General features: G+C 74.5%; 24 protein-coding genes. 10 read left to right on the top strand and 14 right to left on the bottom strand.

Annotation, left to right across the window (positions count from 1 at the left end; translation table 11 throughout):
* Window positions 1-212 precede the first annotated feature (212 nt).
* On the top strand, window positions 213-1,244 hold the full coding sequence (locus ABD973_RS32875) for a sulfotransferase (protein ID WP_345503895.1): 1,032 nt from the start codon (window positions 213-215) through the stop codon (window positions 1,242-1,244).
* Window positions 1,245-1,253: 9 nt separating this feature from the next.
* On the opposite strand, the gene ABD973_RS32870 is transcribed toward ABD973_RS32875, so the two are convergent.
* Window positions 1,254-1,706, bottom strand: coding sequence for a hypothetical protein (locus ABD973_RS32870; protein ID WP_164720806.1), 453 nt, complete (start codon window positions 1,704-1,706; stop codon window positions 1,254-1,256).
* Window positions 1,707-1,832: 126 nt separating this feature from the next.
* A complete protein-coding gene (locus tag ABD973_RS32865) occupies window positions 1,833-2,435 on the bottom strand; it encodes a TIGR03086 family metal-binding protein (protein WP_125819782.1) in 603 nt (200 codons plus the stop codon).
* 280 nt (window positions 2,436-2,715) lie between these two features.
* Between ABD973_RS32865 and ABD973_RS32860 the strand changes: the two genes are divergently transcribed.
* The 3 genes from ABD973_RS32860 (at window position 2,716) to ABD973_RS32850 (ending at window position 4,719) form a co-directional block, all read left to right on the top strand.
* Window positions 2,716-3,480, top strand: a complete 765-nt coding sequence (locus tag ABD973_RS32860; RefSeq protein ID WP_345503893.1) for a GNAT family N-acetyltransferase — start codon at window positions 2,716-2,718, stop codon at window positions 3,478-3,480.
* A 65-nt stretch (window positions 3,481-3,545) separates the two neighbouring features.
* On the top strand, window positions 3,546-3,770 hold the full coding sequence (infA, locus tag ABD973_RS32855) for a translation initiation factor IF-1 (protein ID WP_125603054.1): 225 nt from the start codon (window positions 3,546-3,548) through the stop codon (window positions 3,768-3,770).
* 100 nt (window positions 3,771-3,870) lie between these two features.
* On the top strand, window positions 3,871-4,719 hold the full coding sequence (locus ABD973_RS32850) for an NPP1 family protein (protein WP_386381990.1): 849 nt from the start codon (window positions 3,871-3,873) through the stop codon (window positions 4,717-4,719).
* Between the two features lie 3 nt (window positions 4,720-4,722).
* On the opposite strand, the gene ABD973_RS32845 is transcribed toward ABD973_RS32850, so the two are convergent.
* From ABD973_RS32845 to ABD973_RS32835, 3 genes are all read right to left on the bottom strand, one after another.
* A complete protein-coding gene (locus ABD973_RS32845) occupies window positions 4,723-5,244 on the bottom strand; it encodes a GNAT family N-acetyltransferase (protein ID WP_125819785.1) in 522 nt (173 codons plus the stop codon).
* Between the two features lie 89 nt (window positions 5,245-5,333).
* Complete coding sequence (locus ABD973_RS32840; protein WP_125819786.1) at window positions 5,334-5,768, bottom strand: Rrf2 family transcriptional regulator; 435 nt, start codon at window positions 5,766-5,768, stop codon at window positions 5,334-5,336.
* 98 nt (window positions 5,769-5,866) lie between these two features.
* Window positions 5,867-6,175, bottom strand: a complete 309-nt coding sequence (locus ABD973_RS32835; protein ID WP_125819787.1) for a hypothetical protein — start codon at window positions 6,173-6,175, stop codon at window positions 5,867-5,869.
* 283 nt (window positions 6,176-6,458) lie between these two features.
* Here ABD973_RS32835 and ABD973_RS32830 point away from each other — a divergent pair, with 283 nt between their 5' ends.
* From ABD973_RS32830 to ABD973_RS32815, 4 genes are all read left to right on the top strand, one after another.
* A complete protein-coding gene (locus ABD973_RS32830; protein WP_345503885.1) occupies window positions 6,459-8,009 on the top strand; it encodes an alpha/beta fold hydrolase in 1,551 nt (516 codons plus the stop codon).
* Window positions 8,010-8,054: 45 nt separating this feature from the next.
* The gene (locus ABD973_RS32825; protein WP_125819789.1) at window positions 8,055-8,759 is read left to right on the top strand and encodes a response regulator transcription factor; all 705 of its coding nucleotides are present in this window, start codon (window positions 8,055-8,057) and stop codon (window positions 8,757-8,759) included.
* The gene (locus ABD973_RS32820; protein WP_345503884.1) at window positions 8,759-10,066 is read left to right on the top strand and encodes a HAMP domain-containing sensor histidine kinase; all 1,308 of its coding nucleotides are present in this window, start codon (window positions 8,759-8,761) and stop codon (window positions 10,064-10,066) included. Before ABD973_RS32825 ends, ABD973_RS32820 begins: the two co-directional genes overlap by 1 nt.
* Before the next feature lie 138 nt (window positions 10,067-10,204).
* A complete protein-coding gene (locus ABD973_RS32815; RefSeq protein WP_345503882.1) occupies window positions 10,205-11,089 on the top strand; it encodes a DUF4436 family protein in 885 nt (294 codons plus the stop codon).
* A gap of 56 nt (window positions 11,090-11,145) precedes the next feature.
* On the opposite strand, the gene ABD973_RS32810 is transcribed toward ABD973_RS32815, so the two are convergent.
* Both ABD973_RS32810 and ABD973_RS32805 read right to left on the bottom strand, forming a co-directional pair.
* Entirely contained in the window at window positions 11,146-11,799 is a 654-nt protein-coding gene (locus ABD973_RS32810; protein ID WP_345503880.1) for a CE1759 family FMN reductase, read from the bottom strand.
* The gene (locus tag ABD973_RS32805) at window positions 11,796-12,899 is read right to left on the bottom strand and encodes an LLM class flavin-dependent oxidoreductase (RefSeq protein WP_125819793.1); all 1,104 of its coding nucleotides are present in this window, start codon (window positions 12,897-12,899) and stop codon (window positions 11,796-11,798) included. The genes ABD973_RS32810 and ABD973_RS32805 overlap by 4 nt, the downstream gene beginning before the upstream one ends.
* Before the next feature lie 155 nt (window positions 12,900-13,054).
* On the opposite strand from ABD973_RS32805, the gene ABD973_RS32800 reads away from it, so the two are divergent.
* The gene (locus ABD973_RS32800; protein ID WP_345503878.1) at window positions 13,055-14,122 is read left to right on the top strand and encodes a PI-PLC domain-containing protein; all 1,068 of its coding nucleotides are present in this window, start codon (window positions 13,055-13,057) and stop codon (window positions 14,120-14,122) included.
* 48 nt (window positions 14,123-14,170) lie between these two features.
* Here ABD973_RS32800 and ABD973_RS32795 read toward each other — a convergent pair whose 3' ends face one another.
* The 3 genes from ABD973_RS32795 to ABD973_RS32785 all read right to left on the bottom strand — a co-directional run bounded on the left by ABD973_RS32795 (window position 14,171) and on the right by ABD973_RS32785 (window position 17,296).
* The gene (locus ABD973_RS32795; protein WP_164720808.1) at window positions 14,171-15,769 is read right to left on the bottom strand and encodes an NAD(P)/FAD-dependent oxidoreductase; all 1,599 of its coding nucleotides are present in this window, start codon (window positions 15,767-15,769) and stop codon (window positions 14,171-14,173) included.
* 161 nt (window positions 15,770-15,930) lie between these two features.
* Window positions 15,931-16,470, bottom strand: coding sequence for an EF-hand domain-containing protein (locus ABD973_RS32790; protein WP_164720809.1), 540 nt, complete (start codon window positions 16,468-16,470; stop codon window positions 15,931-15,933).
* Between the two features lie 145 nt (window positions 16,471-16,615).
* Window positions 16,616-17,296: a hypothetical protein gene (locus ABD973_RS32785; RefSeq protein WP_345503875.1), complete on the bottom strand. Its 681-nt coding sequence runs from the start codon at window positions 17,294-17,296 to the stop codon at window positions 16,616-16,618.
* A gap of 197 nt (window positions 17,297-17,493) precedes the next feature.
* Between ABD973_RS32785 and ABD973_RS32780 the strand changes: the two genes are divergently transcribed.
* Entirely contained in the window at window positions 17,494-18,948 is a 1,455-nt protein-coding gene (locus ABD973_RS32780) for a TerD family protein (RefSeq protein WP_345503873.1), read from the top strand.
* Window positions 18,949-18,969: 21 nt separating this feature from the next.
* Here ABD973_RS32780 and ABD973_RS32775 read toward each other — a convergent pair whose 3' ends face one another.
* The 4 genes from ABD973_RS32775 to sigJ all read right to left on the bottom strand — a co-directional run bounded on the left by ABD973_RS32775 (window position 18,970) and on the right by sigJ (window position 25,271).
* On the bottom strand, window positions 18,970-21,936 hold the full coding sequence (locus ABD973_RS32775) for an ATP-binding protein (RefSeq protein ID WP_345503871.1): 2,967 nt from the start codon (window positions 21,934-21,936) through the stop codon (window positions 18,970-18,972).
* 34 nt (window positions 21,937-21,970) lie between these two features.
* A complete protein-coding gene (locus ABD973_RS32770; protein ID WP_345503869.1) occupies window positions 21,971-22,756 on the bottom strand; it encodes an SDR family oxidoreductase in 786 nt (261 codons plus the stop codon).
* A gap of 87 nt (window positions 22,757-22,843) precedes the next feature.
* On the bottom strand, window positions 22,844-24,280 hold the full coding sequence (locus ABD973_RS32765; protein WP_125819800.1) for an amino acid permease: 1,437 nt from the start codon (window positions 24,278-24,280) through the stop codon (window positions 22,844-22,846).
* A gap of 88 nt (window positions 24,281-24,368) precedes the next feature.
* Window positions 24,369-25,271 (bottom strand): RNA polymerase sigma factor SigJ, encoded by a 903-nt coding sequence (gene sigJ / locus ABD973_RS32760; RefSeq protein WP_345503867.1) that lies wholly within the window; start codon window positions 25,269-25,271, stop codon window positions 24,369-24,371.
* Between the last annotated feature and the right edge of the window lie 129 nt (window positions 25,272-25,400).

The following is a 25,400-nucleotide window of genomic DNA, read 5'->3' as shown; positions in this document are numbered from 1 at the left end:
GGGGGCCTGGACGAGGGCATGGGGGAACTGCCGACACGACCCTGCGGGGTGGGGATGCCGATCATATCCAGCCAGTCCGAATATGCGGAGACCTTACTTCCATGCCCCTGCGTGGTAAAAGCGCCCGGCTGCCGTCCGGCGGTATCGGGAGACGGCGGCGGGGGAAGGCTGGTCGCGATCGGTACGGGCCGTCGTCAAAGGAGTGGGACGGGATGCGCACGCTGACTTTCGTCGTGGGGACGGGCCGCAGCGGGTCGACCGCGCTGTCGGGGATCGTCAACGCGCATCCGGACGTGCTCAGTCTGAACGAGCTGGTGTCCTCGGTGCAGAGCCGGGGGTTTCCCGAAGGCCTCCTGGCGGGTGAGGCGTTCTGGCGGCTGCTGGCCGACCCGAATCCGCTGTTCGAGCGGATGATCCGCAGTGGGGCGCCGATGCCGGAATTCGTCTACACCCGCCGTCCGGGGCGCTTCTCGACCGCTACGACCGGCATCCCGGCGCTGTCCCTGATGGTGCTCCCGCACCTGAGCGACGACCCCGACGGCCTCTTCGACGAGCTGGGGAAGGAGGTGCGCGGGTGGCCGGCCCGCACCGCCGCCGGCCACTACGAGGCACTGTTCGGCTTGCTGTGCGCGCGGTTCGGGTCCTCGGCGGTGGTGGAGCGGTCGGGCTACTCGTCGGACCGGGTGCCGCTGCTGCGCCGGGTGTTCCCGCGGGCACGCTTCGTCCACCTGTTCCGGGACGGGCCGGACTGCGCGCTGTCCATGAGCAGGCACGCGGGATACCGGCTGATCTTCCTGATGCGGGAGATCCTGGCCCGGACGGGGGCCGAGCGCGTGGAGGAGCTGACCGGGGAACAGGTCCGGTCCCTGCCGCCCGAACTGTCCGCGCTGCTGGCGGACCGCTTCGATCCGGCGCTGGTGCTGGAACGGGAGCTGCCGGTGGCGGGTTTCGCGGCGCTGTGGTCGGAGATCGTCGTCCGGGGCGTGGCGCACCTCGACGGGGTTCCGGCGCCGATGCGCACCACGCTGGCCTACGAGGACCTGCTCGACCGGCCCCGCGAGGAGCTCGCGAGGCTGGCCGGCTTCATCGGCGTCGAGCCCCTCCCCCGGTGGCTCGACGCGGGTGCCGCGCGGCTGGACGCCGGCCGGCGGGGCGCGTCGCTGCGGCTGCCGCCGGCCGGACTGGCGGCGCTGCGGGAGGGGTGCGCCGCCGGCGAGCGGGCCCTGGCGGGGGGCCGGGGGTAGGGGCGGCGCTCAGCAGGTGACGGTGACCTCGTGGACGACGGGCCGGGCGGCCCAGGGGAACGAGGCCACGCCGAAGGCGGCGCGTACGGTCGCCCCGCAGGGGACGGAAGCGGCCGGGCCGCGCACCTCGAGGCCGGCCGCGGTGAAGACGACCGGCTTCGCCTGGGTGACGGGCGCGCCTGCGCCGACGACCTCGGCGGACAGGGTCGTGAGCAGCTCCCTCGGTTCGGGCGCCGGGCTGCCCGGGGAGGGCGGACCGGCCAGGCCGACCTTGCCGTGGACCACGACGGTGGTCCCGCTTACCTCGACGCACACCCGGGTGTTCAGGCCGGCCTGGAGCCCCGGGCTGCCGCAGGAGGTGACGGTCTCGGTGGCGGCCGCGGGGGTGGCGGCGATGGCGGGGGCGCCGGTGAGGGCGGTCAGGCCGACGGCGGCGGCCGTCAGAAGGGCCAGGCGGTTCACTGGGGTTCTCCTCGTCGTCATGGCGCGGTGCCCGCTCGCGCGGGCCCGTTCGTATGTCATGTGATATTTCACATGACATACGAACGGATCATGACCAACAGCTGAACCGTTCCCTCCCACGGTGCGTCAGGAGGGCTCCGACGGGGTCCAGTACGGGGCGCGACCGCTCAGCCCGACCGTCCGGTCCAGCAGCGGGGCGCCGTCCGGCACGGGCACGACGGGCCCGAAGACGCCCCCGCCGCGGTCGTCCTCCTCGGCGGCCGCGAGCAGGAAGTCGTACGACACCCCCAGCGCGACCCGGTCGGGTGCGTAGTCCTGGCCGGTGGCCCGGGCGAGGTCCCAGCCGTGGACGACCAGTTCGTCGGCGGCCACCGCGGCGGCGACGGCACCGGGCAGGTCGACGCCGCCCGCGCGGGTCATGCCGCTCCAGGCGGCCGGGTCCCGCCAGGCCTCGGCCAGCTCGCCGAGCAGCCTCGGCAGCCGCTCGCGCCAGTCGGCGGGCAGCCGGGGCGCGGCCGTGCCCGGGGGCGTGTCGGTCGTGGGGCCCAGGTCCTTGCGGGCCGCGTCGCGGAAGGCTTCGGCCAAACCCGCCAGGTGGCCCAGCAGTTCGCCCACCGGGTAGTCGGGGCAGGGGGTCGGGCCGCCGAGCCGGGCGTCGGGGACGCCGGCGACCAGTGCGGCGACGACGGCCGCCTGCGGTCCGAGGTCGAACCCCGTCGTGCTGTTCATCAGCCTCTCCCTCCGCGGCGTACCGGGGTGAAGGCTAGGCCCGGGCCACGGCGGGAGCCGGCCGGACATGCCGGAGATGCCCGGCCGCGAATAAATCGGATGAGACGCCCAGCCGCCCGTTGCTAGGGTGCGGAACGCCGTGACAGGACCGGAGGAGGTGACACCCATGAAGGCTGTATCGAGGTGGGTGCTCCCCGACTTCCGTCACGGTGTACGACCGACCTAGGTGTCGTCGTCGGGAGCGCCCGCGCAACCAGGCACTCCCGAAAGGCGACAAACCATGGACACCGTGATCATCAACCGGGTGGACGAGACCCGGTGGCAGGCACTGGACGAGGGCCGGGTCGTCGGCCACGGCGATGTCTCGCGACGGCCCGACGGCCGGCTCTTCGTCAGCATCGACGCGTGGCGGGACGAGGCCTTCGACCGGCTCGCCGCAGCCCTCCTGGCGGACCTTCCGGCCCCTCTCCACACCCTGGTGGGCGAGGCCGACACCGGCCTGAAGTCCCGCTGGGAGCGGGCCGGTTTCACGGCCGGACGCCGTGAGCGCGAGTACGTCCTGCCCACCGACCCGCGCGAGAGCGGACTCGACCCGTCGCGGACACCCGCCGGTGTGCGGATCCTGCCCGGCACGCAGGCGGACGCGGACCTGCTGCGCGCCCTGCACCGGGCGGTCCGCGAGGAGGCCGAGGCCGGTCCCGGCTGGCGGACCATGCCGGCCGAGGTCCTGCCCCGCCCGAACGGGCCGTCGCCGCTGGACCCTTCGAGGTTCACGGTGGCGGTCCGCGACGGCGCGTACGTGGGGCTGGTGCGGGTGGCGCCGGTCCCCCGCCGGGCGCGGATCGGGCTGGTGGCCGTACGCGCCGGCGAGCACCGCCGGGGCATCGGGCGGGCGCTCCTGGCCCACGCGCTGGGCTCGCTGCACCACAGCGGGACCGACTCGGCCTGGGCCGAGGTGGACGAGTCCAACACGGCCGCGATCACGCTGTTCGAGGGCATCGGCGCACGCCGGACGGGCGGCAACGTGGAGCTCGTGCGCCACTGACACCGCCCCGCCGGACCCGCCTTCCCCCATCCGCACCCGCACCCCGATCCGAGAGACGAGGGACATTGGCAAGAACATCGAAGGGCCTGGAGATCGAGGGCACCGTCGTCGAGTGCCTGCGCAACGCCACCTTCACGGTGGAACTCCAGAACGGGCACCACGTGCTCGCGCACATCAGCGGCAAGATCCGCAAACACCGCATCAGGATCCTGCCGTTCGACCGGGTGCTCGTGGAAGTCAGCACCTATGACCTGACCCGCGGCCGCATCATGTACCGCTACCGGACCTGATCGGCGGCGGACGTGCGCCCGGGACTCCCCGGGCGCACGCTCCGGCCGGGCCCAAGAGGGGGCGTCGTGCCCCTTGTCGTGCCACCCGGGGTCGCGAATGATGCTTGCGGCGCGCCCGCCGCACCGGCCGGGCTCCGCGCCGGACGCCGAACCCGACCAGCCGGAGGCCGCTTTGCGGACGAGTCGTCACATCCGTCACACCCGCAGGGCATCGGTCGCCGTCGGCGCCGCCCTGACCCTGGTCCTCGCCGTGCCGCAGGTGGCCTTCGCGGCTCCGCCCCCGGCCCTGCCCGTGAACGCCGACGCCGTCGAGCTGGCCTTCCAGCCCGCGTACGACTACGACACGGACGGCTGCTACCCGACGCCCGCCATCGGCCCGGCCGGCGTCCTGAACGGCGGCCTCAACCCGACCGGCGCGCTGAACGGGAACTGCCGCGACGCCTCGGACCTCGCCAACACCAACGGCTATTCCCGGGCCGCCTGCAACAACGGCTGGTGTGCCGTGGCGTACGCGCTCTACTTTGAGAAGGACCAGGCCATCCCGGGCATCAGCCTCGGCGGGCACCGCCACGACTGGGAGCACGTGGTGGTGTGGATCCAGGGCGGCGAGGCGAAGTACGTCTCCACCTCCGCCCACGGCGACTTCAACACCTACCCCCGCGACCAGATCCGCTGGGACGGCACCCACCCCAAGATCGTCTACCACAAGGACGGCGTCGGCACGCACTGCTTCCGCCCGGCCAACGGAAACGACGAACCGCCCGAGAACCACCGGGGCACCTGGCAGTTCCCGGCGCTCGTCGGCTGGTCGGGCTATCCCGCGACGCTCCGGGACAAGCTGAGCCAGGCGGACTTCGGCAGCGCGCACTTCGGCCTCAAGGACGGCTCCTTCGCCTCCCACCTGGCGAAGGCCAAGCCGGCGGGCATCCCCTTCGACCCGAACCAGTAGCGGTCAGCGGGACGCGAAGTCCTCCCGGTCCAGGGCGAAGACGGTGCAGGGGCGGTCCAGGACGGTGTCCTCGCGCAGCCGCGCGAAGCCGAGGCGCGAGGCCACCGCGGTGGAGGCGGTGTTGCCGTGATGGATCATGGCGGTGATCCGCTGGAGCCGCAGCGTCCCGAAGCCCCACGCGAGCACCGCCTCGGCCGCTTCGGTGGCGTAGCCGCGCCCCCAGTGGGCGCGGGCGAAGGTCCAGCCGATCTCGGTCTCGTCGAACTGCTCCCACCAGTTGAGGCCGCTGCGCCCGATCAACTCGCCGGTGCCGCGCAGTTCGACGGCGCACAGTCCGTGGCCGCGCCGCTCCCACTGGTCCTGGATCGCGCGCAGGCGGGCCGCGGCCTGTTCCGGTGTGTAGCCGCCGACGAAGCGGTTGACCTCCTCGTCGGCGTGGAGGCCGACCCACCAGTCGGCGTCGGCTTCGGTGAGGGGGCGCAGTCGGAGGCGTTCCGTGGTGATCACTCGCGTACGGTCCTTCATCTCAAGGAGGATGTAACAGAAATGGTTACGACAACGGCCGAAGGAGAGGCCGGCCCCGGCGGGGCCGGCCGTCGCGGAACACGGGGCGCTCAGCTTCCGGGAACCGTCGCCCTCGCCACGTCGGCGACGGTGACGGCCGCCAGTTCGGCCTTCATCGCCTCCTCCGCGCGGTCGTAGACCCCGCGGAGGACGGCGGGGATGCCCCGCGCGACGGGGCAGTCCCGGTTGGGCGGCGAGGCGTGCAGGGGGATCAGCGGGTCGGGCTCGACCGCGAGGTGGACGTCCCTCAGCGTGATCGATTCGGGGGCGCGGGCCAGCCGCCAGCCCGCGCCCCGCCCCCGCTGCGACTCCACCAGCCCGGCGTCCCGCAGGCTCCCGAGGGTGCGGCGGATGACGACGGGGTTGGTGGCGACGCTGGCGGCGATCTGCTCGGAGGTCACGATGCCGCCGGGCCGCTGGGGGCAGACCCGCGCCATCCAGGTCAGCGTGTGCGTGGCCACGGTCATCCGGCTGCTCGCGCTCATGGGACCTCCCGCCGTCCGGAGGCACGTACGCGCACGCACCCGCCCCTGTGTCGTAACCAATCTTGTTACGACACAGGGGTGGGTGTCCAGCCGCGGTGTCAGCGCATGCTCTGGTGCTCCACGATGTCGCAGTCGGTGTAGGCGGCGGGCCTCGTCATCAGCGCCGAGAGCGCCTGGGCCAGCTCGCTGGTCTCGGGCGCGTCGCTGTTCGCCATCGCCGCCTCGTGGGACTCGAACTGCACCACCGCGAGGTACCGGTTGGGGTTGGCGCGGTCCTTGAGCAGGGTGCGGGCGACGGGGGCACCGTCGCGCCCCTGCGAGCGGGCCTGCTCCTCGTACGCGCGCAGCAGCTCGCGCGCCTCGTCGATGCGTTCCGTCTCGAAGTCGATGATCTGCGCGAACTTCATGTTCCCGGCTCCTCCGTCGTACGGGGCCGCGCCCCCGTGGGCCGGCCTGCGCACAGCAAACACCCTCGCGCTCGGCGCACCCGGGCCACACGCTCGACGGCGCGGCGAATCCACGAGATCGGGCCCGGGGCCCCGTCGGGCTCCCCGTTCTTACACGTCTTTGCCGTCGCTCTGCCGTGGCCCTGAAAGGCGCCCGGCACAGTCGTGTGCACGGCGGGGCGCGACGCCCGGCCGACGCACGACAGACGACGGACGACGGACGACCCCGGGAGTGGACATGGGCATGAAGGGCACGGGTGTGCTGCGACGGGCGGGACTGGTGGCGGGGGCGGCGGCGCTGCTCTTCTCCACGCTGCCGGCGGTGACGGCCGCGGCGGCGGGCGGCACGGCCCGCCCGACGTGGTGTCCGACCGTCGAGGGGCACCGGGTGGACTGCGGCTCGGCGACCCGCCCCCTGGTGAGCGGCGACCCCGCACTGGGCACGGTCGACGTGGCCTACGCGGTCGTCCGCCACCGCTCCCCCGGTCCCGCCAAGGGGACGGTCGCCGTCAACCCCGGCGGCCCCGGCGAGGTGGCCATCGACCGGGCGCCGGTCTTCGGCGAGGTGCTGAGGGACCTGCTCGGCGACCACGACCTGCTGCTCGTCGACCCCCGGGGCACCGGAAGGTCCCAGCGGATGCCCTGCGGGGTGACCGACGCCGAGTACCGCCTGGGCACCCGTGAGCAGCAGCGCGACGCCGTCACCCGCTGCGCCGCGAACCTGGGGCCGCGCGCCCGGGGCTACACCACGGCCGCCACCGCCGACGACCTCGACGCGATCCGTGCGCGGCTCGGCGTGGACGGACTCACCCTGTACGGGCTGTCGTACGGCACCTACCTGATGCCGGTCTACGCCTCGCGCCACCCCGGGCACGTCCGGAACGTCGTCCTGTCCGGGGCGTACCCGCTCGCCTTCGACCCGCTGAACCGGCCCGGGGCGCAGGCCGTCTCGCTGTCGCTGCGCCGGATCTGCGAGCGCAGCGCCGCCCGTCCCGAGGCCGGGGGCAGGCCCGCCTGCGACGGCGACAAGGCCGTACGGGACCTGGCGGCCACCGCCGCCGCCCTGCGCGAGAGGCCCGTCGACGTGGACGTCCCGCTGGAGGGGGCGGCGCCGTTCCGGATGCGCCTGACGGAGGGCAAGCTCGCCGGCCTCGTCTACGAGGGGGCGAGCCGGGAGGTCGGCGCGGATCCGGGCGGCCCGTCCCTGCTCGGCGGTCTGCCGCACGCCCTGGACCGCTTCACCGCCGGGGACCGCGGGCCGCTGCTGGACCTGGTGCGCGCGGAGGGCTCCACCGGTTCCGCCGAGGACCAGGCCCCGTACATCGCCGTGGTCTGCAACGACTACCGCAAGCCATGGAAGGCCGCGGCTCCGCTGCCCGAGCGGTGGCGCCAGTACCGCGAGGCGCTCGCCGCGACCCGTCCCGGCGCGTTCGGCGCGTTCAGCCCGGCCGGCTATCTGGAGGGCCCCACCGACGGCGGTGACGTCTGCATCGGCTGGCCGCGGGAGAACACCGCCGGGCCCCAGCCGACCCACCCCCGGATGCCCGACGTACCCGTCCTGGTGCTCTCCGGCGACCTCGACGCCAACACCCCCGACGCCAACGGACGGCAGGCCGCCCGGCAGTTCCGCGACAGCCGCTTCGTCTCGGTCCGCAACACCGGGCACGTGCCGGAGATGGAGCGCAGCGGCTGCGTCGTGGACCTCTCCACCCGGTTCATCCGTACCGGCCGCACGGGCGACACCGGCTGCGCGAAGGCCGTCGAGCCGATCTCCGTGACCCCGGTCCGGCGCTGACGGGCCGCCGCGGTGACCACTCCCGCCACCGGCGATGATGATCACATGACTGACGCGATCACGGCGCACCGCCGCACGGTGCTGGTCGTCGAGGACGATCCGGGCGTACGCAGCACCCTGGACCAGCTGCTGCGCTTCGAGGGGTACCGGGTGGTGCAGGCGGCCGACGGGCTCCAGGGCCTGGCGGCGGTGGACCGGGAGGAGCCGGACCTGGCCCTGGTGGACGTGGTCATGCCCGGACTGGACGGGCTGTCGCTGTGCCGGACCCTGCGTCGGCGCGGCGACCGGCTGCCGGTCCTGGTGCTGACCGCCCGCGACCAGGTCGGCGACCGGGTGGCCGGCCTGGACGCGGGCGCGGACGACTACCTCGCCAAACCCTTCGCCACGGACGAACTCCTCGCCCGGATCAGGGCGTTGCTGCGGCGCACCGAGCCGGGGCCGGCCGCCCCCGGGGTGCTCGCCGCCGGGGACCTGGTCCTGGACCCGGGCGCGCGCAGCGCCGTCCGGGGAAGCCTGGTCCTGGACCTGACGAAGACGGAGTTCGACGTCCTGGAGCTGCTCCTGACGCACCAGGGCGCCGTGTTGACGCGCGGTCAGATCTACGAGCGCATCTGGGGCTTCGACTTCGACACCAGCTCGCGCTCCCTCGACGTCTACATCGGCTACCTGCGCCGCAAGACCGAGGAGGGCGGGGCGCCGCGGATCGTGCACACCGTGCGCAACGTCGGGTACACGGTGCGGCCGGCCTGATGCTCCGTACGAAGATCACGCTGGTGGTCGTCGCGGCCGCGGGCCTGGCGATGCTGTTCGCCGCCTTCACCTCCTACCGGGGCATCGGTGTCCTCGTCGGGGACGAACTCGAACGCGGTCTGGAGGACCGGGCCGGGGCCGTGGTCGCCCTGCTCGACGCCGGCCGCACCCCGCCCGCCCGGCCGGGCACGACCGAGCAGGTCCTGCTCGCCGACGGGAGCGTCCGCCCCGGCCCCGCCTCCCGCCTGCCGGTGTCCGAGGCGGCCGCGCGGGTGGCCCGTACGGGCGCGGGCAGCAGCCGGGAGGACGTGGTCGTGGAGGGCACGGAGTACGGGATCCTCACCCTGCCGCTCCCGGCCGGCGGGGCGGTCATGGTGGCGCAGAGCTACAGCGGTGCCGCAGCCCTCGACCGGGGGTTCATGTGGCGGATCACCTGGACCACGGCCGCCGCCACCGCGGTGGCCGCGCTCCTGAGCTGGTGGGTCCTGGGCCGGATCCTGCGGCCCGTGAACCGCCTGGTCGGCGCCGCGCACCGGATCAGCACCACCCAGGACCTGGAGGCCGACCTGCCGCCCGCCGGGCGGGACGAGATCGGCCGGCTCACCCGCAGCTTCGAGGCCATGCTGGACGCGCTGCGCCGCTCCCGCGCCCAGCAGCGCCAGCTGGTCGAGGACGCCGGGCACGAGCTGCGCACCCCGCTGACCTCGGTGCGCGGCAGCGCCGAACTGCTCCAGCGGGCCCGGGGGCGGCTCGCCCCCGGGGACGAGGAGCAGATCCTCGCGACCCTGGTCCGCGAGACGGTGGCCCTGGACGACCTGGTCCGGGAGGTCGTCGAGCTGGCCACCGACCGCCACACCGGGGAGCGGCCCGAGGCGGTCGACCTCGCGGAGGCGGCCGAGGACGCCGCCCACCGCTGCCGCCGGCGCACGGGACGCCCCGTCACGGTCGACGCGGCGCGGGGCGGGACCGTGTACGCCCGGCCGCGCGCGGTGCAGCGGTGCCTGGACAACCTGCTGAGCAACGCCGTGAAGTTCAGCCCGCCCGGCAGCCCGGTCCTGGTCCGGGTGGACGGGCCGCGGGTCCAGGTCCACGACCGGGGGCCGGGGATCCCGGCGGGCCAGGAACGGGCCGTCTTCGACCGCTTCCACCGGGGGCCCGGCACCCAGGGCACGCCGGGGTCCGGACTGGGCCTGGCCATCGTCCACGAGCTGGTCTCGGCTGACGGGGGCACCGTGTTCGCCCGCACGGCCGACGGCGGCGGAGCGGTCGTGGGCCTGCGCCTGCCGGCCCGGGCTCCCGGGGCCTGAGCCGGCGCGGACTCCGCCGGGCCGGGCCCGGAGGCGCCGGCGCGCGCCGACACGCCCCGGCCGGATGCGGCGGTCGGGCGGCCCGGTGGACGAGGATCACACCGCGGTCACCGCCCCTCCCCTCCCGCCGGAGTCGCCATGGCCCCCACCTGGGACCCACGCAGCCCCCGCCGTTCCGGAACGTCACTCCTGCCGGTGCTGCTCCCCATCGCCGTCCTGATCGTGGTGGCGGTGGGGGTGGGGTCGTGGCTGCAGTTCTCCGAGCGGCAGGCGCTCGACCGGGTGCACACGGCCGGCTCCGCGGCCGCCGACCGGGTGGACGTGCGGGCCACCGTGCAGCGCGTCGACGCCGCGTCCAGGGAGCTGGTCCTGCGGGTCCGGGTCACCCCGCGCGGGACCCTCGGGGAGGAGGACGGGAGCGCCCCGGTGGCCGACCTCGGCCTGCAGACCTCCGCGGCGACCCTCGGCGACCTCGCGTTCAGGGCGCACGAGCGGATCACGACCCGGGACGTGCAGGTCGCGCTCACGGCCGGGTCGATCAGCGACTACCCCTTCGACTCCTACGAGACCGACATCGAGTTCTGGGCCGTGCTCGACGGCAGGCAGGTGCCGGTGCGGATGCTGTTCTCCAACAACGACAGCCTCTTCGCCGTCGACGCGGCCCCCGCCGGCTCACCGCGGGAGGCCGCCCTGGCGGTGGGGCTGGAGCGGTCGGGCAGCCTGCTCGTCTTCGCGGTGTTCATGATGGCCGTCATGTGGGCGCTGGCGGCGTCCGTGCTCATCGGGGCCTGGTACCTGACGACCCGCGGCGAGGGCCTGGTCTGGCCCGCCCTCGCCTGGATGGCCGCCACGCTGTTCGCCCTCGCCGCGTTCCGCAACACCGCGCCCGGCACTCCCCCCATCGGCTGCGTGCTGGACTGGTTCGCCTTCCTGTGGGCCGAGACCGTCATCGCCCTCTGCCTGCTCGCCGTGGTCGTCACGGGCGTCCGCGCCGCCCTCCGCCCCGACGAGGACGCGGCGTGACGCCGCGCTCGCCTTCGGGCGGGGCGAGGAGACCGGGCCGGGCCGGCCCCGGCCGGCTAGCCGGCCCGGAGCGCGGCCAGCCGCTGCTCGAACGGCACCACCGTGAAGCCGTCCGCCGGGTCCACCGACGTGATCGCCCCCGTGAGCGAGCGGGGCGCGATGGCCGCGGCGGTGCCGAGGTCCGGGGCGGCGGCCTCGGCGGCGGGCGCCGCGAAGCGCGCCAGCTCCGCCCCCGCCCGGGCGATCCGCCGCTCCAGCCCCTCCCCGCCCCAGTCCTCCGAGGCCGCGTACACGGCGGTCGGCAGGACGAGGGCGCGCAGGTGGGTGAAGAGCGGGCGCATGGCGTGCTCGGTGACCAGGGAGTGCCGGGCGGTGCCGCCGGTCGTCCCGAGGAGCACCGGCTTGCCGGTCAGGGCGTCCTTGTCGATGAGGTCGAAGAACGACTTGAACAGGCCGCTGTAGGAGGCCGCGAACACGGGTGTCACGGCGATCAGGCCGTCCGCGGCGGCCACCGCGTCGAGTGCGGCGGCCAGCCGGGCGGGCGGGAACCCGGTGACGAGGTGCTGGGCGATCTCCGTCGCCAGCTCCCGCAGCTCGATCACCTCCGTCCGGGCGTCCACGTGGCTCCGCGTCGCGGCCGCGAGGCGGTCGGCGAGCAGCCGGGTGGACGAGGGCGCGCTCAGACCGGCCGATACGACGACGAGCTTCATGCCCGCTCCTCCTCCTGGGCCGGGGCGGCCGCTGCCGCGGCGACGCGGGCCCGGTGGGTCGGTGCGTCCGGCACTCCGGCCGGACGCAGGTTCGCGAACTCCTTGCGCAGTACCGGCACGACCTCCTCGCCCAGCAGGTCGAGCTGCTCCAGGACGGTCTTCAGGGGCAGGCCGGCGTGGTCCAGCAGGAACAGCTGGCGCTGGTAGTCCCCGGCGTAGTCCCTGAAGGAGAGGGTCCGCTCGATGACCTGCTGCGGGGAGCCCACGGTCAGGGGCGTCTGGGAGGTGAACTCCTCCAGCGACGGGCCGTGGCCGTACACCGGCGCGTTGTCGAAGTACGGGCGGAACTCGCGCACCGCGTCCTGCGAGTTCCTGCGCATGAACACCTGGCCGCCGAGGCCGACGATGGCCTGTTCCGGGGTGCCGTGCCCGTAGTGGGCGTAGCGCTCGCGGTAGAGGTTCACCATCTGCCGGGTGTGGGAGGCCGGCCAGAAGATGTTGTTGTGGAAGAAGCCGTCGCCGTAGTAGGCGGCCTGCTCGGCGATCTCGGGCGAGCGGATGGAGCCGTGCCACACGAAGGGCGCGACGCCGTCGAGCGGGCGCGGGGTCGAGGTGAAGGACTGGAGCGGCGTACGGAACTTGCCCTTCCAGGTGACGACGTCCTCGTCCCAGAGGCGGCGCAGCAGCGCGTAGTTCTCGATGGCGAGGTCGATGCCGTCGCGGATGTCCTTGCCGAACCAGGGGTAGACCGGGCCGGTGTTGCCGCGGCCCGTCATGAGGTCGACGCGGCCGTCGGCGACGTGCTGGAGCATCGCGAAGTCCTCGGCGATCTTCACCGGGTCGTTCGTGGTGATCAGGGTCGTCGAGGTCGACAGGATCAGGTTCTCGGTGCGCGCGGCGACGTAGCCGAGCATCGTCGTCGGCGAGGAGGGGACGAACGGCGGGTTGTGGTGCTCGCCGGTGGCGAAGACGTCGAGGCCGACCTCCTCGGCCTTCTGCGCGATCGTGAGCATCGCCTTGATGCGCTCGTGCTCGCCGGGCGCGCGTCCGGTCGTCGGATCGGGCGTGACGTCCCCGACGGTGAAGATCCCGAACTGCATGGCTCCCCTTCCCAAGATTGTTTATGTTTCAACTATACCCGGGAACGAAGAATGGTGCCGCCCTATTCCCCGCCGCCCGCGGCCGGTGCCGGCGGGAACCGGCCGAACCCGTCCGCGTGCGGGCGCATCGCCGGGCGGAGCGCTACCCTCCGGCCATGATTGACATGGACACGCCTTATCGGGCCCGGCGGGGCGGCCGCGGCGCCGGGCGACCGCGAAGAACCGGCCTCCGCCTCTTCCTGTGCCTCCTCCTGGCGGCCCTCCTGTGCGCACCGGCCGCCGCGGCCGCCCCCGCGCCGCCCACCGCCGCCGTCGGCACCCCATCGGCGGCGGCCGCCGCACGCTGGGGCGACCGCCGTCTCGACGAGACCGCCTTCCTGACCACCCACAACTCCTTCACCAACTACGAGGATTCCCGGTGGAGTTCGGTGAACCAGTCCGAGTCGGTGCGCGCCCAGCTGGACAACGGGGTGCGCGGCCTGAGCCTGGACACGCACTGGTACGAGCACAGCACCTGGCTGTGCGTCGTCAGCTTCGGCAGCGACTGCTACCCCAGTGACGTGTACCTGTGCCACGGCGACTGCAAGACCTTCGCCGGGGCCACGTACGCACTGCCCCGGCAGTCCTTGCACGGCACGATGCAGACCGTGGTGGACTTCCTCGTCACCCACCCCCAGGAGTTCGTGACCGTCTTCCTGGAGGACTACGTCAGCGCCGAACAGCTGCGGCAGTCCCTGGGCCGGGTCCGCGGGCTCGACCAGCTGCTGTTCCGGCCCGACGCGTGGGGCGTCCGGCAGAACGGGTGGCCGAAGGTGGCCGACCTCGTCACCGCCGGCAAGCGCCTGCTGGTCTTCTCCGACCGCTCCGACCGGGAGGGCCTGGGCGTCATGTACGACCGGTCGTGGACGGTCGCCAACTACTGGAGCCTCGGTGACATGGGCGAGGACCTCGCGTGCGTCACCCGCTGGCCCGACGTTCCCCTGGACCGCCGGGAGCCGGGATTCCGGAGGCTGTTCACGATGAGCCACCACCGCAACGTGCCGACCGTCCTCACCGCCGCCCTGGACAACGGCGCCAAGCTCAGGAACCGCGTCGCCGGCGAGTGCCGGACCGCGGCCGGGGGGCGCACGCCGAACTTCGTCTCCGTCGACTTCCACCGGCTGTCCGACGGCAGCGGCCCCACCCCCGCCTCGGTCGTCGCGGAGCTGAACGCCGGCCCCTGACGGCCGCCCTCAGGCCCCTGCCGCCCGGGCGGCAGGGGCCTGAGCCGGTCAGAAGCCGCAGGCCGCCCGCGCGTCCCGGAATCGGTCGGGGTGCCGCCGCCGGTACTCGACCAGCGACTGCGCGGCCGCGGCGCCCTCGCCCACGGCGGCCCCGACCCGCTTGACGGACCCGGACCGGACGTCGCCCACGGCGAACACGCCGGGCACGCTGGTCTCCATCGGCAGCGCCTGCGGGCCCGCCCCGCCGCTGCCGGTCAGGACGTACCCGCGCTCGTCGAGCTTCAGCGCGCCGCCGAGCCACTCGGTCGACGGGCGGCCGCCGATCAGGACGTACAGGCAGTGGGCGCCGACGGTCCGCTCTCCGCCGTCGCGCTCGCGCAGCCTGAGCCCGGTGAGGGTGTCCCCGCCGAGGCATTCGGCGACCTCCGTGCCCAGCAGGACCCGCAGGCCCGGGGTCCGCTCGATGCGCTGGACCAGGTAGCTCGACATGGACGCGCCGAGGTCGGTGCCGCGCACCAGCAGGGTGACGGAGCGGGCGTAGCGGGCGAAGTAGAGGGCGGCCTGGCCGGCGGAGTTGCCGGCGCCGACCATGTACACGTCCTCACCGGCGGTCGAGGGGGCGTCGGAGAGGCAGGACCCGTAGTACACGCCGGAGTTGAGGAGCCGGTCGACGCCGGGGGCCGTCAGGCGGTTCCAGTCCACTCCGGTGGCGACCACCACGGCCGCCGCGGTCACCGAGGCCGCCTCCTCGGTGCCCGCCTTGACGAACTCGACGCTGTGGTCGCCCGTCTCCGTGGGCGCCACCCGGCTCGCCACCCGGGTGGGCTGCCACTCGACTCGGGCCCGGCGGGCCTGCTGGAGGGCGCGCTGGGCGAGGTCGCCGCCGGTCAGGCCCACGGGGAAGCCGAGGTAGTTCTCGATCCGCGAGGTCGAGCCCGCCTGTCCGCCGGGGGCGTCGTCCTCGATCACGACCACGCTCATGCCCTCGGCGGCCGCGTACACCGCCGCGGACAGGCCTCCGGGGCCGCCGCCGATCACGGCGACGTCGTAGTGGTCCTGGGCGGCCGGGCGGATGAGGCCGAGCCGTTCGGCCAGTTCGCTGATCGAGGGGTCCGTCAGCTCGGTGCCGTCGCCGAGCCGGACGGTGACCGGGGCGTCCCTCGTGTCCTCCGCGGGCAGCCAGCGGAAGATCACGCCGCTGCGGCCGAGGAAGTCCCTTACGGCGTAGGCGGCGGGCGAGAACCGGCTGCCGCGCACCTCGGCGGTCGGCAGGTCGCCCCGGCAGTCGGCGTTCCAGGTGCACAGGGAGTCGTCGAGCGCGACCCGGAGGTGCTCGGCGGGGTGTTCACCGGGGTGGGCGGACGCGTCGTCGGGGGCGGGCGCGTCGTCGGAGCGCCGGGCCAGGGGCAGCCAGCGTACGCCGGGGTGCGCGGTCGCGGGCTCGGGGGCCTCGTCGGCGAGCACGGCGGCGACGGGCACCTTCCGGTCGGCCAGCGCGTTCAGCGCCCGGGCCGCCTCGGCGGGTCCGCCGACCTGGAGCACCCGGAACGAGGTCCGGTACCAGCTCTGCACCAGCTCGGCCGTCTCGTGCCGGCGGATCGGATCGGGGTCGGACAGAACGATCACCGGCAGTGCGGCATCGGCCATCGGGGGTCCTCCAGAGAACATCGAAAGATCGGCTTGCTCTCCGGTCAACGAGCGGGGAGGCGATACGAACCGGCTGCGGAGGAGCCCCCGCGGGCGCGGGCCGGCAGCGGGCGGGGCGGGGGCCGGCAGCGGGCGCGGGGCGCCCGCCGCGGGCCCGGCGGTCAGAGGCGGCCGAAGAACTGGTTGCCGCGGGCCGCGTGGTTCTCGCTCGTGTAGTACTCCTTCATCGCCGAGCTGATCTCCTCGCGGCTCAGCTGCCCGTCGCCGTCGACGTCCAGCCGGTCGAAGGCCTCGTCGAACGTCTGCCGGGGCAGCCGGAACATGCCGTGCAGCAGGGAGGTGTACTCGTCCCTGCTCAGCATGCCGTCGCCGTCGCGGTCGCCGAGCTCGGTCCAGGCGTTGCTCATGTTCCGGATCCGCTCCCAGATCCGGTTCTGGTCGGTGACGATCCGCGCCCGGAACGCCGCCCGGAACTCCTGCCGGTCCACTCCCCCGTCGTCGTTGCGGTCCATCCGCTGGAAGACGGTGTCCCAGAGCTGCCCGAGCGAGTCCCGGAGCCCGGCCACGTCGTCCGGGGTGAGGCCGAGCGACTCGGCGAGCCGGTCCGAGAGGCCGATGACGTCCGACTTGTCGAGCCGCCCGTCGCGGTCCGAGTCGAAGACGTCGAACGACCGGTCCAGCTTGATGTCCAGAACGCTCACGACAACATTCCCCTTCACTCCGAGTAGCAACTCCGCCACAGTGCGGAGCGGGGCCCAGGAAACCACACGGCCGTGCCCGCGCGCAGCGAACGCCCGGTACCGCTGGGCGTTCCGGGTGACGGGGCGGCCGGGCGTCCGATACGGGTCAGCGCGCGCGGGCTCCCGCACCGGGACCGCGCTGGTGGCGCAGCCAGGCCGTCAGGGCCGCCTGGAGCTCGGCCACTTCGCGGTGGGTGAGGTCCGCGCCGCCGGGACCGGCGTGCAGGCGCACCCCGGCCCCGGTGACGCTCCAGCCGGTGCCGCGCCCGGGGCGGGAGGCGAGGGTGCGGCCCTCCGCGAGCGCGCCCAGGGCCCGGCGGACCGCCGGGGGGACGCCGCCCGGGCCGGGCGGCGGGGCGGCGGCGGGCGGCGGCGGGGTGAGGCCGATCGCGGTGTAGAAGGCGGTCAGGGCGTCGTCGAGCGTGCCGGGGCCACAGGGGGCGGCTCCGGTGAATTCGGCGATCAGCTCGGGATGCGCCCGGGGCGCGTGCTCGCCCCGGGGGTGGAGGGGGCGTTCGTCGGTGTCGAGGCGGACGCAGACCGGCGGGATCAGCTCGCGGCCGTAGCCCTGGTGGACCAGGCCCGCGTACACCCGGCGCAGGGTGGCGGCCTGACGGGGCACCGGATGCGGATCCGCGGCTGCCGGGGCCTGCGGTCTGGCGGGGCGCGGTGGCATGCCGAGGAGGCCGCTGCCGTGGTGCAGGATGCCCGCCTGGGTGAGCACCACCGTGGCCTGCCGGCCCTTCCTGTCCCAGCCGAGCCGGAACCCCACGACCGTGGTCCCCATCCGCCCGCTCCTCCCCCGGCCGCCGCCACCGGGGCACGGCCGTCCCGGGCACGGTAGCCGGGGGCGGGCGGGCCGGGGGCGGGCTTGGCCGAGGTCCGCCCCCGGCCGGGCCGAGTGTGCTAGGAGGTGTCTCACGGATCGTCACACCAGGCCGGAAGGCCTCGACTTGTGGTGGGCTGGCCTGCGACGATGCCGTCATGACGCAGATCATCAAGGGGGGCAATCTGCCCATGTCCGGCGAGCCCATGCGGGTCGCCGTGGTCCGTCGGGCGGCCGGGCCGGGTGTGCCCGAGATCGACCCGGCGGCACTGCTGCTGGACGACGGCGGAAAGGTGAGGGGCCGCAGCGACCTCGTCTTCTACAACCAGCGCGCGCACGCCACGAGTGCCGTGGAGCTGCTGGGCAACGCCCGCAGCGAGGACGGCCGGACGGCGGACTGGCTGGAGATCGACCCCGGCCGGGTCGAGCCGGAGGTGGAGCGCATCGTCATCGCGGCCTCCTGCGAGGGCGCGACGTTCGGGGAGATACCGGGGCTGTACCTGGAGGCGGTCAGCACGGCCACGGGCGAGAGGATGGTGGTGTACTCGGTCGACGACGACGACGCGACGACCGAGACCGCCTACGTGCTGGGCGAGTTCTACCGCCGCGACGGGGGCTGGAAGTTCCGCGCGGTCGGGCAGGGCTACGACTCCGGGCTCCCGGGGCTGGCCGGGGACTACGGGTTCGCGGTCGAGGAGGAGGCGGAGTCCGGGGCGCGGGAGGCGGATGCCGGTCCGCCGCCCGCCCCCGCACTGCCCGAGGCCCCGCCGCCCGCCCCGCCGCTGCCGGCCGGAACGCTCACGGCGGGACCGGCCCTGGCGGGAGCGGTCACGGCTGCGGGGGCGGCACCGGCTCCGGGGGCGGCCGTCCCGTCGGAGGCCGGGGCCGGAGCGTCCGCCGCGGCAGCCGGCGTACCCGCCGGCGTCCCCGTCTCCAAGTCGGGCGCCCCGCTGCTGGGCACCATCACCCGGCGGATCAACAGCCTCCCCACCGACTTCGGTCCGGACTTCCCCGTCTTCACCCAGGAGGGCCGCGGGGAGGACATCGTCCGCGTGGAGCCGGCCACGGCGGCCGGCTTCGCCGTCGTCGACCTGGTCCGCCTCGGTGACGGCCACGTCGAGGTCAGCCGGCTGAACCACCGCAACCGCGAGCAGAGCCCCTCGGCGCTGCGCGGCTGGGCCGAGGACTTCACCGGGCGCGGGATCGTGGACCACGACGGGAACGGGCCGCTGCGGCTGCGCGTGAAGGCGCGGGGCGAGTGGAAGATCACCGTCAGTCCGGTGTCGGTGCTGCGGGACGCCTCCGAGCGCGTCGAGGGCGTCGGCCCCGACGTCCTGGCGTACGCGGGGCCCGCCATCGACCTCGCCGTCCGGTACCGCAACAGCAAGGACGACGCCTGGTTCCAGCTGGAGTCCCTGCGGCGCAGCGCCTCGCGCCGCACCCTGCACAGCGGTGACCGGTGGCCGGGTCGGAGCACGGTGGCGCTGACCCGCGGGGCACGGCTGCTGATCGTCAGCTACGACAGCGCCTGGTCCCTGACCCCCCGCGAGGTCACCCCGCATCCCAACCGGCGGGAGGGCGAGGTCCCGCCGTTCTGGCGGCGCCTGCGCTGAGCGGTGCGCGCGGCGGGACGTTCAGCGCGCACCCGCCGCCGTGACGAGCTCCTGCGGCAGGCCCAGCAGGCGCAGTACCTCCGGGGCGGAGGGGCCCAGGGCGGCCACCGCCGCCGCCACGCCGTCGTAGTGGGCGCGGGCGGCGGCGCGGTCGCCGCGGGCCTCGGCCGTGCGGCCGAGGCCGCCGAGGCAGCGGAGCCGGTTGCCGAGGCTCTTGACCCAGTGGGGGTCGATCCGGTCGAGTGCGTCCGCGTAGAGCCGTTCCGCCTCCTGCGGCCGTCCCTCCAGCAGGGCGATGTCGCCGAGGCCGCGCAGGGCGGCGGCGAGGGCCGCGGGGCTGCCGCTGCCGCGGGCCAGGGCGGCGGCCCGGGAGTAGTCCTCGCGGGCCGCGACGGGGTCCTGGGGCAGCTGGTGGTCGCCGCGGTTGACCAGGAGGTCGGCGGAGTCCTCGACGGCGCCGAGTTCCCCGGTGAGGGCGAGGGCGCGGTCGGTCAGCTCGATGGCCCGTTCCCGGTCGGCGCCCGCGGTGGCCGCGAGGCCGGCGAGGGCGTCCAGGGCCAGCGCGGTGCCCCAGCGGTCGCCCAGGCCGCAGAACCCGTCGGCGGCGGCGTCGAAGGCCCGCTCGGCGCCGTCGGCGTCGCCCTCGCCGAGGGTGGCGTACCCGGACACGTACCGGGCGGCCGCCCGCGCCCAGGGGTCGGGGCAGTCGTGCTGGGAAGAGAGGAGTGCGAACGCGTCCCGGACGTGCCGGGTGTCCTGCCGGTCGGTCTCGCCGGCGGTGCGCATCATCCAGAGGAAGGGGACCACCGGGTAGCGGCCCGGGCGGTCTCCCGGCCAGGCGGCGGCCAGGGCTTCCAGGGCGGCGGTGCGGTGGCGCTGCCAGAGCGGCCGGCCGGCCGTGGTGGAGGCGGCGAGCAGGACGCAGGCGGCGTACTCCTCGCCGAGGTCCTCCCCGGCGAGACGGCCGGGCGGGGCGTCGTCGGCGGTGAGCAGGGCGAGTGCGTACGGGGCCGCGGCGGCGGCCGCGCCGCGGATCCACAGCGACGTCGAGGCGGCGGCGAGGAGTTCCAGGGCGGTGCGCCTCTCGTGGGCGCCGACCGCCCAGCGCAGCGCGGCCAGCAGGTTGTCGTGCTCGGCCGCGAGGCGGGGCAGCCACCGCAGCTGGCCGGCCCGCAGCAGGTGCGGTGCGGCGCGGCGGTGCAGTTCCAGCAGGTGCCGGGCGTGGCCGCGGCGGGTGGCCTCGCCCTCGCCCGCCTCTTCCAGGCGTTCGGTGCCGTACGCGCGGATCGTCTCCAGCATCCGGAGGCGGCCCGTGCCCGCGGTCTCCAGCAGGGACTTGTCGGCCAGCGACTCCAGGGTGTCGGCGTCCGTTCCGCAGACCTCCCGTGCGCCCTCGTGGCCGGCTCCGCCCGCGAAGACGGTGAAGCGGCGGGCGGCGCGTTGTTCGGCGTCCGTCAGCAGGTCCCAGCTCCACGCCACCACGGCGCGCATCGTGCGGTGCCGTTCGTCGGGGGTGCGGCTGCCGCGGCCGGTGAGGCCGAGGAGGTCGTCCAGCCGTCCGGCGAGGTCCTGCGGTTCCAGGGTGCGCAGGCGGGCCGCCGCGAGTTCGATGGCCAGCGGCAGGCCGTCGAGGGCGTCGCAGATCCGGCGCAGGAGTGCGGGTTCGCCCGCGGGGCCCCTGCGTACGGCGCGGGCCCGGTCGGTGAACAGGCGTACGGCGGCCGCCTCGTCCAGGGGCCGGACCTGGAGGACGTGTTCGCCGATGACCCCGAGGGGCTCGCGGCTGGTGGCCAGCACCCGCAGCCGGGGGCAGGCGGCGAGCAGCCGGGCCGTCAGCGCGGCCGCCTCTTCGACGACGTGCTCGCAGTTGTCCAGGACGAGCAGGAGCGGCCGGTCGGTCAGGGCGGCGATCAGGCGGTCGAGCGCCGTGCGCGGCGGGCCCTCCCCCATCTGGAGGCCGTTCTCGCGCAGGCCGAGCGCCGCGAGCACGCTGCGGGCGGCCCGCCCCGGCCGGACATCCCTCGCGGGCGGTGCCGACGGGCCGCCGTCGTGCAGCGCCGCCAGTTCGACGAAGCAGACGCCGGCGGGGGCGGTGCCGGCCGCCACCTCCGCGGCCAGGCGGGTCTTGCCGACGCCGCCGGGACCGGTCAGGGTGACCAGGCGCGATTCCCGCAACAGGGCGGCGGTCTCGGCCGCTTCCTCCTCGCGGCCCACGAAGGAGGTCAGCTGGGCGGGTGGGGCGGCGGGCCGCGGGGCGGGGGCGGTGTCCAGCAGTTCGGCGTGCAGCGAGATGAGTTCGGCCGACGGGTCGGCGCCGAGTTCCTCGGCCAGGTGCCGTCTGGTCCGCTCGAACGCCACGAGGGCCTCGGCCTGGCGCCCCTGGGCGGACAGTGCGCGCATCAGCAGGCCGGCCGGCCGCTCACGCAACGGGTGCCGGTCGGTGAGCTCGCGCAACTCGGGTACGGCCGATCGGTGTTCGCCGAGCAGCAGCTCCGCTTCGATCCGGTCCTCCAGGGCGGCGAGGCGTGCTTCCTCCAGCCGTGCCGCCGCGGCCCGGGCGGACTCGCTCCGGTCGGCGAGCCCGGCGAGGGCGGGGCCGCGCCACAACTCCAGGGCGCGGCGCAGCTCGGCGGCGGCCCGGGCGGGGTCGCCCGCGGTGAGGGCGGCGCGCCCTTCCGCGGCCAGTGCCTCGAACCGGGCCGCGTCCACCGCCTCTTGCGGTACCGCGATGCGGTAGCCGGCGCCGACCCGTTCGATGGGGGCCGCCGGGCCCAGGGCGGTGCGCAGCCGGGAGACCTGGGACTGGAGGGCGTGCGCGGAGACGGCTCCGGCCGGTTCGATCTCCTCGGCCAGCTGCTCGGCCGGGACGACACCGCCCGGGCCGATCAGCAGCAGCGCGAGCAGGGCGCGCCGGGCGGGGCCGCCGAGGGGGACCTCGGTCCCGTCGTCGTGCCGCGCCCAGGTCTCTCCGAGGATGCCGAACCACATGGGGGCGATTATCCCCCGGGCGCGGAAGGGGAGTTCAGCCGGTGTGCACGAGCGGGCCGAGCCAGGTCCCGCCCGACACGTCGATGGTCTGGCCGGTGATCCAGCCGCCCTGGGGGCCGGCGAGGAAGCCGACCACGTCGGCGACGTCCTCCGGCTCGCCGATCCGCCCGAGCGCGGTGATCGCCTCCAGGCCCGCGACCACTTCCGGTATCGCGGTGTGGCCGGCGGTCAGGTCGGTGCGTACGGCGCCGGGCGCGACCGTGTTGACGGTGATGCCGCGGGGGCCGAGTTCGTTGGCGAGGGAGGGGGCCATGGCTTCCAGGGCCGCCTTGCTGATGGTGTAGCCGATCTGGGTGGAGACCGCGAAGCGGCTGGCGGTCGAGCCCATGCCGATGATGCGGCCGCCGTCGTTCAGCAGTGGCAGGGCCCGCTGGACGACGAAGAACGGTGTGCTGACGTTGACGGCCATCAGGGTGGCGAACTCCTCCTCGGTGACCTGCCCGATGGAGTTCCCGGAGCTGATGCCCGCGTTGTTGACGAGGATGTCCAGGCCCTTCGCGCCGTACCGCGCCAGTCCGCGTTCCAGCCCTTCGAAGAGCCGGTCCAGGGCTCCGTCCTCGCCGAACCGGGCGCGGACGGCGAAGGCGCGCCCGCCGGCCTCCTCGATCCGTGCCAAGGTCTCCTCGGCGGCAGCCCCGTTCGCGCCGTAGTGCACCGCCACCAGCGCTCCCTCCGCGGCCAGCCGCAGCGCGACGGCCCGTCCGATGCCGCGCGACCCGCCGGTCACCAGTGCGGTCTTGCCGGTCAGCTGCTCGCCCATGTTCTTCGCTCCCCTGTCGTGTGTCCGCCCGGTGCCCCTCGGCGGGGCCCGGTGACATCACTCTCGGGGGGAGCGCTCACCGGCGGCTCACCGCTCGCTCACCGGCCGGTCCGTACTCCCCGCCATCTTGGAGTGGCGGTAGGAGTAGCCGAAGTAGATGACCAGGCCGATGAGGAACCAGAGGACGAAGCGGAGCCAGGTCTCCACGCGGAGGTAGGTGATGAGCCAGATCGACGCGATGACCCCGACGGCGGGGGTGAAGGGCATCAGCGGGGTGCGGAAGGTGCGGGGCAGGTCGGGGCGCTTGTAGCGGAGCACGATGACCGAGGTGCACACGACGGCGAAGGCGAGCAGGATGCCGATGTTGGTGAGTTCCGCGGCCTCGCCGATCGGTACGAAGCCGGCGATGGCCGCCGAGGCGACCCCGACGATCCAGGTGACCCGGGTCGGGACGTGGCGGGTGGGGTGGGTCTTGGCGAACCAGCCGGGCAGGAGTCCGTCACGGCTCATGGAGAACCACACGCGGGTCACGCCGAGCATGAAGGTGAACATGACGGTGAGGATGCCGATGATCGCCCCGACCGCGATGATGTCGGCGACGACCGGCAGCCCGGCCGCCTTGAAGGCACTGGAGAATCCGCTCTCCGGGTCGATGTCGGTGTACTTCTGCATGCCCGTCAGGACCAGGCAGGCCAGGACGTACAGCACCATGGCGATGGCGAGGGAGTAGAGGATCGCCTTGGGCATGTGCCGCTGGGCGTCCTTGGACTCCTCCGCCGCCGTGCTCATGGCGTCGTAGCCGAAGACCGCGAAGAAGACGGTGGCGGCTCCGGTGAAGGCGCCGCCGACGCCGAACGGGAAGAACGGCGTGTAGTTGTCGGTCGTGATGTGGAAGAAGCCGACGACGATCACGAGCAGGACGACCAGCACCTTGAGGACGACCACGACCGTCTCGAAACGGGCGGCGTTCTTGATGCCGAGGGTGAGCAGGTAGGCCGTGAACAGGCACAGGACCGCCGCGATGAGGTCGAAGCGGTGTCCTTCGCCGGTGCCGGGGGCGCCGAGCATCCACGTGGGGAGGGCGGCGCCGGTCTCCTCCAGGAGGAAGTTGAAGTAGCCGGAGATGCCGATGGCGACGACCGCGACGATGGCCGTGTACTCCAGCAGCAGGTCCCAGCCGATGAACCAGCCGGCCAGCTCGCCGAGGACGGCGTATCCGTAGGTGTAGGCGGAGCCGGCCTTCGGGATCAGGCCGGCGAACTCGGCGTAGGAGAAGGCGGCCGCGGCGCTGGCGACGCCGGCGATGAGGAAGGAGAGCAGCACCGCCGGGCCCGCGACGCTGTGGGCGACGGTCCCGGCGAGGGTGAAGATGCCGGCGCCGATGATGCCGCCGACGCCGATGGCGGTGAGCTGCCAGAGGCCGAGGGTGCGGGTGAGCTGCTGGCTGGGCGCGCCTTCGGGCTCCTCGATGTGCTCGATCGGTTTGCGGCGCAGTACGCCTTGCCCTGACCACAGGCTGGCCATGCTCCGATCCTTTCGGCCGGGGTGACGGGCGCACATCATCTCGGAAGCGCCAACTTTGCGGAACTAGGCGCTCCGGCAGTGGCGCCCGTCAGTTCCAGGTCCGGAGCTTCTCCGGGTTGCGCACCGCCCAGATGCGGGTGATCCGGTCGCCCTCGAGGGCGAAGGCGGCCACGGTGACGGTGGTGGTGCCGAAGCGGGCCACCAGGCCCGGGCGGCCGTTGACGGACCGTTCCAGGAGGGTCATGCCGGGTGTGGACCGGCCGCCGGTGTCGGTGAGGTAGCGGGCGATGCGGTCCGCGCCCACGACCGGGCGCGCCACGGCGCCGACCAGGCCGCCGCCGTCGGCGACCATCGTGGCGCCGGGGTCGAGGAGGCCGACGAGGGCCGCGACGTCCTTGGCCTCCCAGGCCCGTTTGAAGTCCCTGATGACGCGGGCCCGCCCGGCGGCCGGGCCCGGGTGGGGGCGGGCCGGGCCGACCCGGCGGCGGGCCGACGCCGCCAGCTGGCGGCAGGCCGCCGGGGTGCGGCCGAGGATGCCGGCCACGTCGGCGAAGGGGTAGCGGAACACGTCGTGGAGGATGAACGCGACCCTTTCGGCCGGGGTCATCGCTTCCAGTACGACGAGGAAGGCCATGTCGACCGACTCGTCGAGGGTGATCCGGTCGGCCGGGTCGGCGCCGGGGCCGCCGTGCGCGTCCGTCCATTCCGCGCGGTCGGGCAGCGGCTCGGGAACCCACTGCCCGACGTAGCTCTCGCGCCGGGCGCGGGCGGAGCCGAGCACGTCGAGGCAGACGCGGCTCGCCACCGTCGTCAGCCAGGCTCCGGGCGACTCCACGGCCTCCCGCTTCTCCCGGGGCATGGCGTACCAGCGGGTGTAGGCCTCCTGGACGGCGTCCTCGGCCTCGGACAGGGAGCCGAGGAAGCGGTAGGCGAGGTTGGTCAGCCGGGTGCGCTCCGCCGTGATCGCGCTCGGGGCCGGATCTGTGGTCATGGGGCCATCCTCGGCGAAAGGGCCTGGTGGAGGGCGAGTTGGTGGGTCACCTCACATCCTCGGGGGCTGCGTCGTCGTCATGACGAGACGGCGGGGCGTTCCCGGTACACCGTCGGCGCGCAGGAGGAG

The sequence above is a fragment of the Streptomyces racemochromogenes genome, from assembly GCF_039535215.1.
GTDB lineage: Bacteria > Actinomycetota > Actinomycetes > Streptomycetales > Streptomycetaceae > Streptomyces > Streptomyces racemochromogenes.
This window is presented reverse-complemented; position numbering and strand designations above follow the sequence as displayed.